The 7,144-nt window shown below is 41.6% G+C and carries 10 protein-coding genes; 1 reads left to right on the plus strand and 9 read right to left on the minus strand.

The window, feature by feature from the left end:
• Positions 1-35 precede the first annotated feature (35 nt).
• Positions 36-1,247, minus strand: a complete 1,212-nt coding sequence (locus Q366_RS16945; protein ID WP_035241192.1) for a hypothetical protein — start codon at positions 1,245-1,247, stop codon at positions 36-38.
• A gap of 1,345 nt (positions 1,248-2,592) precedes the next feature.
• Here Q366_RS16945 and Q366_RS21785 point away from each other — a divergent pair.
• Complete coding sequence (locus Q366_RS21785) at positions 2,593-3,075, plus strand: hypothetical protein (RefSeq protein ID WP_051958119.1); 483 nt, start codon at positions 2,593-2,595, stop codon at positions 3,073-3,075.
• 86 nt (positions 3,076-3,161) lie between these two features.
• Here the strand turns inward: Q366_RS21785 and Q366_RS16955 are convergent, their stop codons facing one another.
• The 8 genes from Q366_RS16955 to Q366_RS16990 form a co-directional block, all read right to left on the minus strand.
• On the minus strand, positions 3,162-3,356 hold the full coding sequence (locus tag Q366_RS16955) for a BrnA antitoxin family protein (protein WP_035241194.1): 195 nt from the start codon (positions 3,354-3,356) through the stop codon (positions 3,162-3,164).
• Positions 3,353-3,640 (minus strand): BrnT family toxin, encoded by a 288-nt coding sequence (locus Q366_RS16960; RefSeq protein ID WP_035241197.1) that lies wholly within the window; start codon positions 3,638-3,640, stop codon positions 3,353-3,355. Before Q366_RS16960 ends, Q366_RS16955 begins: the two co-directional genes overlap by 4 nt.
• Positions 3,641-3,658: 18 nt before the next feature.
• Entirely contained in the window at positions 3,659-4,024 is a 366-nt protein-coding gene (locus tag Q366_RS16965; RefSeq protein ID WP_035241200.1) for a hypothetical protein, read from the minus strand.
• 23 nt (positions 4,025-4,047) lie between these two features.
• Positions 4,048-4,650 carry a TraX family protein gene (locus Q366_RS16970; protein ID WP_035241203.1) on the minus strand — a complete coding sequence of 201 codons (603 nt, stop codon included), beginning with the start codon at positions 4,648-4,650 and terminating at the stop codon, positions 4,048-4,050.
• Between the two features lie 155 nt (positions 4,651-4,805).
• Positions 4,806-5,267: a hypothetical protein gene (locus Q366_RS16975; RefSeq protein WP_035241206.1), complete on the minus strand. Its 462-nt coding sequence runs from the start codon at positions 5,265-5,267 to the stop codon at positions 4,806-4,808.
• Positions 5,268-5,275: 8 nt separating this feature from the next.
• Positions 5,276-5,662, minus strand: coding sequence for a hypothetical protein (locus Q366_RS16980; protein ID WP_051958120.1), 387 nt, complete (start codon positions 5,660-5,662; stop codon positions 5,276-5,278).
• Between the two features lie 53 nt (positions 5,663-5,715).
• Complete coding sequence (locus tag Q366_RS16985; RefSeq protein WP_156968211.1) at positions 5,716-5,940, minus strand: hypothetical protein; 225 nt, start codon at positions 5,938-5,940, stop codon at positions 5,716-5,718.
• A 220-nt stretch (positions 5,941-6,160) separates the two neighbouring features.
• Positions 6,161-7,144, minus strand: a 984-nt coding sequence (locus Q366_RS16990) for a hypothetical protein (RefSeq protein WP_035241211.1), incomplete at its 5' end; no start/stop codon positions are given.

Consider the following 7,144-nt stretch of genomic DNA (forward strand, 5'->3'; position numbering starts at 1 on the left):
ATCATACCTATAAATACGCACTATACACATAAAAATCAAAGGTCTGATAATATATAACCTGTAGCTTCGCCGTAACTAATGAGTTCTTCCTTGAACCCCTTAGACCAGAATAGTTGCCTTGAACCAAAAAATGTGCGTGAGTAATCGCGGAATAAGCGCCCGAATTGTAAATAGACATCATCATTGTCCGGGAACTCGTCAATGATGCGTAAGAAATCCCAGGGCGTGTAACCTTTATCACCCCGAGACATTTTGATGTGAGATTTGGTAAGCTCCTGGGCAGCTCCCCACCCAGGGTTAAGAACATCTTTGAATTTTTCGTATTCGGCTTTAGCGGCTTCCGGTGACATGCCCTGATAACCGAATTTTGAAATATATTCCTCTGCGGTGGGAGCGTTTCGAACATTCACAGAGCGTTGATACATATAAGTCTCTTGGTCAGGAGACATACGAACATCAGACCGCTTGCAGGCATACACCCAAGCGGTGGTTAATCTGGTCCTTAATTCTTCAAGCTCTTCATGGTCAAGCTTGCGATCAAGAAAAAAAATATCATGGGAATGTGGATGCCAACCATTAAACCCATAAGTAACCTCTACAGCGGAAATGGTTCCTTTAACACCAAATTCTTTACAAATAATCTTCCAGGGCATAAACGACGGATTTTTCTTTAATTCATCTTGGCGCTTTAATGCCCGACGACTGTTCATAAAGCTTTCCCGAAGGTCACTTATAGATTGATCAACATAATGAGGTACCGTGAAAGAAATCATTACCTGAGAATGAAGACTGTCTTTATCACCCCAAGAATTCACCCAAGATTGTTGATCTTCACTCCACGTTCTTAAACTGCCGTCTTTGCCTATTTCTTGCCAAATTTCAAAGGCTCGGGATATCTCTTGACAACGCGTATCCGCAATGCGTGAAGAACAAATTGGACAACTCCAAACAGATGCACAAGAAAATAGTCCACCAAAACCAAAAAAACCTTCCTGCTTGGATCTCTTGAGCGGAACCCCGTCAACATGGGAAGATTTATTACCATTTATAAAAGGTATTTTCTGACACTTGGTAACCCGAGGATAAATTCCGGCATCAATTTTCTCTTTTTCTTCCTTGGTACCGAACTTGGGATCTAAAAGAATACGAGAGGCAATATCATGAAGACGGAAACGAGGATCACCTAATTTTCCAGGTGGATGATTTTTATTAATAACGTCCTGAGTCTTAACCGGGGCAGGCATCATAACAAAAAACCTTTACAGTTTGTGTAAAGGCTGATACCATCAAGACGTGTTTTTGGGCTGTGTTCCTTGTGGTGGTATCAGCCTAATTTTAAGGGGTTATCTCTGGCAGGAGAGACCCCTTTTCTTTTGTATGTACAATCATTCCTAAGCTTTTACCAACTCATTGTCAAGGCTTTTCCCCATTTTTCAAGCCAAAAATACGTTTATACTCATCATCAAGCAACCGTCTAACAATACTTGACTTGCTCTCTTTCAAAGACAATCGTAATAAATTCAGACGTTTACGTTCTTCTTCATTTAGGAAAATTGTAAAACATATGCTTCTTTTACGGCTCATGACCATACAATATTAAATCTATATTGGTTTATCAAGACAAACTTCGGACACGATTTGGAAACAACTACCAAGTCCATTTTTTGTGCCAACCTTAAAAAAATATTAGCGGAGGAGTACCAGAACTTCAGCACACGTTAAATTTATGTCTATCGAATAATATTCGGCGTGATTTTTCAGAAATCAAAATTTTCGACCAGCGCCGGTGGTGATCTACTCGGGATTCAGGGGAAAAATTGATTTGCCGGAGAATAAAATTCTGATTTTTATTCAAAAAACAGAATCGTTATTTTTTGGAAAATTATAGGGTAGGGGGGGCATGCTCGTGGGGAGGCCCTGAGGGCCTCCTGGGAAATAACGCGAGATGACTGCCGGAAGCACGAACAACGAGGCACGTCAATTGCCGGACAGGCGGAGTCAACCCGAGCCTTTAGAATGCCGGCATTAAATTTTTCAAAAGTTCGCGTAGCTCTCATTTATAGAAAATTTAATGCCGGCATTCTAAAGGCTTCCTAAAATTTCAAAAGGAAAACCCTAAACGCTTATGGGTCCTAACGGACAGTCTTTGCAGAGGTTTGGTAAACGCTGTTTTTTAAAAACAGTTTATAAAGAGGGGTGATGGGTTTATCTGGAAGAAGTGCAACGGCGAAGCCTGGTATCCACCTGGAGAATCCCCGGTTCGGCGCACAAAAGCTTGACCCACCTGGATATCCCTGGGCCGATCTTAAAACGATGAAAGCGAACCAAAGGTTGTTGTATATAGCCGGTCCTGGTCCGTTGTGAATACGCTGGGGATTCCGCCCGGCTCAAGCACTCGACTGGCACACGCCCAAACTCTTTACAGAGCAACATTCCCACCGATCTCAGAGTTATAAATCTTAAAATCTTCGATATTCCACAGTAAAAAGTTTTCCATTTTTTTTTGATTTTGGTATTACTTTTTTCTTGATAAATCTTTTTGATTTTGGTATAACTTTAATCAAATATAAAACAAAAAAAAGGAGATTGAAAATGAATTACATGAAAGAGATTGAAGCGGAAAAGGCTCATAGGAAAGAATGCAGCGGTAAAGAGTATGCAGCAGGCGGTGTTTTTATTTTTTTTGATGATGAATATCAAGGCTGGATGAATGAATTAAGAGATCCACAGAAATGGGTACCTGGTTGTGTTGCTGTCAGTGATGATTCTGGACGCATTTGGAAGGCCGTTGGGGGTAATAATGAGGACGGCGCCGAAACCTGGCAGGAGGTGAAATCATGTTTTCAGCGTGGCGGTGTTCGTCCAGGAGCCGGGCGAAAACCGATGAATCCGGAATTAAAGAAGCAAAAAAAAGCTTTCTCCTTGTCCTATGAATCTGTCCATGCCCTGGTGGCTCTCCAAGAGTCTCTCGGTTTGTCGTCTCAATCCGCTGTTGTCGAATATCTCGCATTGCGGGGTTATCGTGAATTTAGCTCTCAAGGCGTTATTGTTGAGCATCAAAGAAAATTGTTTTGAAAGTAATGCCGTAGACCCCGGGCTCCACCATCAAAAACCTTTCGGGTTTGTCGGTGGCATGGATGGTGGAACCCGTACTGAAAGCCCTATCTGTTTTGGGCCATATATGTACGAAGCAGCCTATTAATGAATTCCTGATAATCATTGCCGCATTGCCGTTTTAAAAATGAAACGACATCACTATCTAAAAGAAGGGAAACCTCAACCTTACCAGGGTCAACTTGGGGGTGATTAACAAAAGGATTCTTTACAGAATCAGAAAAATTATATTGTTCTTTCATTTTAACCTCACATAATCTTTTTGTTCTTCTCTGGTGGCTTTACGGGCCGAGATAATTCTAATTGTATCACTACTGCGGCAACAATAGCAAACAATCAGAACCTTAAGATATGAACTTAAACCCAGGATAATGAAACGCTCCTCATCCAATGAATGCTCAGAATCAAATTTCACCCGGGCGAAAGGATCTTTAAAAACCGTTCTGGCCTCATCAAATGAAACTCTATGTTTCAATAAATTTTTATCTGCCTTAACAGGGTCCCAGATAAATTCATACTCTTGCATAAAACCCCTTTATCATTTTCAATTTTTTTTATCATCAATATAAACCCAATAGCCCCGCTCATCCTTCGGCTTTGTTATAATCCCTTCTCTTTCCATTTCATAAATCATTTCAACAGATTTTATATATATAATCCCGAGCTTACGGGAAATTTCAGAAATAGAGGCATAACCAATGGATTTCGTTATTTCTATGGCGGCCAGATAATCCTGATGGTTCCATGAGTAAGATAATAATTCAGAAACCCTTTCAAATTTCAGTTGTATTTGAAAAAATTGTTTACTGGTTATCAGATCGCGCTCAAAGGATTCATTATTCACGTGGAATTCGATTTCATCCATTAAAAAATCGAGAAGTTCAAAAATATAATGAATTTCAGTCTGCATAAACAGAAACTAACTCAAAAATTTCATTTACATAAAATGATAATCAGGAAATGTCCAGGATAGGCAAGATAATAAAAATACTTTTGAATTATTCCAGGTAAGGGTAGGGGGGTTACCCTGGTGGCGTACATGAGGAAGACGGAAGCCGGACCAAACAAAACATAAGGTGCTCCGGATAGATGATAAACTAAAAGATAAAAGGCGGTCATAGCGCCCAGGAGGTGGACCGGCCGATGGTGCAAAAAATAAATGGCAAAGACTATGAAAATATAGATCGAAACGACGTTGGCCAAAGCGAGAAGCAGAGTCAAATAAAATGCCTGAAAGCCGTACCGTTCATAAAGGACAAGGATAATCAAACCGAAAAGCAGGGTGTAGAGATCATTGAGTCTATACAGGTCCGGGAACAGGATATTAAACAGGGGCTGGGTGACACAGGCGCAAGTAACCAGGGCGATGATATAAAGCTGAAGGTCTTTGGTATATTTCAGGCCCTGGGTAATGAAATACGCAAAAAGGGGAAAGGACAGAGCACCCAGGGAGCGCATTATCAATTCATGCTCCGGGAAAAAGAAAATGGCAGAATGGTCAATGACCATCGTTATGAAAGCAATGAGTTTAATCATGTTTCATTTAGTTTTTTGATCCCAAACTCAATGAGTATGAAATCAACCTGAAAACACAAAAAGAAAAAGCGATTCCCACAACGGGAAAACCCACATAGGTGACAATCTCACCAATAAAAACAGAAAGGTCAAAGCCTTCGGGTAAAGAAATCATTTTAAAACCTCAAGGACAGGCCCAGGGCCAGGGCGTTACATGAAAGGGCACCAATGATTAACGAGATACTTTTGGACATCAAATCCGAGGTGTCGGTAATCTGAATATAATCGACCCGGCCCGGATCTGCATCAAGATCGGTGGCCGTGATCACGGCTCTTTGGTAATAGGCTTTGGTTAAAAGATCAATTTGGGTAAAATCCGATGTATTAAAAAGGTATTCGTCCACAACAAAAAACGCATCAACTTGACCCACCCGGTAAAGATCCACCTGGCCGGTCTTTGTGACGGCGGCATATGATTCGGTATTTGAGAAAATGATTAAAAAAAACAAGATGCCTATTGAATGGAAACGGGAAGATCCGATCCGAAGGGCTGATACAATGGCCCGGATAATGATGCCCAGGAGCAAGGAAACAACAACAAGGCCAAACCCATTGCCGAACGCTTCTAAATCTATCATCGTTAACTTCAAAAGCCCCCTCTTCTATTTGATGTGAAATATTCGGGATCATGATATTGAGACTTAATTCGAACCTCGGAATCATCATAACCACCATAATATGGCTCCCCAAGGTACGGATCTCGGATAGCATCTAAACTAGCTTGATACTCTTCCCTCATCAATTGTTCACGCCAAGTGCCTTTACTGTACTGCCACCGGTTAAATGCATTTTTGGCGTCTATCTCCTCTTCAGTCATGCCGAAATTGAAAATTTCACGGATTTTAACAAACGCAAAAACAGTGAACATCAAAGAAAGCATGGCAAGGAGGATTACGGATATGTCATTTGATATAAAACTGGAAAGATTATCTTTGAACTGTGTAAACATTAAATTAATGAGATCCGTTTCCATAAAACACCTTTCGGGAAGGGATGGGGGAAAGACGCCCCCACCCCTTGAAAAAATTAACCGCGGCTCATGGTACGCCGGATGTACTTGTAGGCCAGGAAGGCCAGGTTAATGGTCACAAAGGTTGTCAGGACGGTGAGCACCTGACCGTTGATGGTTGAGATGTCAAAAGCGGTCCATAGATCTGCGACAGTCGGTGTGGCAAAAGACAGGCCGAACATGCCGAAGAATACAGAAAACATGGCTGCAAGAAAAATCTGGGTAGGGGTAAAAAAATTCATGATACTTCTCCTTTTAAAAAAAAATTAACGAAAAACTTTGATAAGCAACCCCACTCCAACAATGATTATCAGTATAGTAATGATGCCCGAGGCCGCGGTGTTGACATCGGTTCTGACGCCATCAAACATATCTGATGAAATCAAAGGGGTGTAAGCGGTTGTTGCCAAAGCAAGACCAGTGATCCCCAAAAGGATCAATGATAAAACGCTGAGGATTCGCCTAAGTGAAAACATAGCGTATAACCTCACTGTTGATTAATATGGAAACCGAAAACTGCGTGGTTTCCTGATTATCAAGGCCCGTCTTTAACCAGCTTAAAGATGACCTTAACACGCTTCCTTTGTTATATTTCAAACCGCCGATTAGAGTTGTTTCACCAGCCCTAAACACGATCTGATTATCAATTTTACGAATGGATATTTGCGGCTGTCTGACAAGATTCGGCTCCGTGCCCACTTCAAGAAATTCAATCAAACTTTGGATGTTTCCGGTAAATTGCGTGGAAATGATGTTCCCGGACACTGAGGGTTTGAGTTTTAAGATCAAGCCGGACGACACGGTATCAAATTCGTAGCCCTGGGCAACGGTATCTGTAGCGCCATCAATGGATGACACGGTAATTTCTTTGACGTAGGGGATTTTTTCCGACACATCAAGTTCAGCGGTGGAGCCGTTCATGACAGAGATCCGGGCAGACTGAAGAACGGTAAAATCCTTTAATTCGTCCAGGGATTCCACAACGGATTGAAGTGATAAGTGGCCGCCACCGAGATTCAGGGAAAATCCGTCATCTGAGCCGGTGACATTAAATTTAAGCGGATCTTCATATAAGTCCGTTAAACTGGCAGTCAATTGTGACCAGTCAATACCATGTTTATATTTATGGCTGTCCTGGGATTCAAGGATCATGATGTCAAAAACAACCAGGGTGAGGTATGGATTATTTTTGAAATAATCGTAAATGGTCAGGTAGGTATAATAGTCCGTGTTGAAAACGATCCGGGAAGAGAGTTCATCATAAAAAGACTCCTGGACCCCGAAAGAACTTAATAATTTTATCAGGTTTTCCTGGGTGCCGGGCATGAGCACCTTGACATAGGCCGGGGAAGTTTTCCGGATAATAAGCACCCCTGATTTGTATTTAAAAAACAAACCGTGGCTGATTTGCAGGGATTGAAGCAGGGTTTTAAGGGTGCCGTGGTA

Source organism: Desulfobacter vibrioformis DSM 8776 (genome assembly GCF_000745975.1).
GTDB lineage: Bacteria > Desulfobacterota > Desulfobacteria > Desulfobacterales > Desulfobacteraceae > Desulfobacter > Desulfobacter vibrioformis.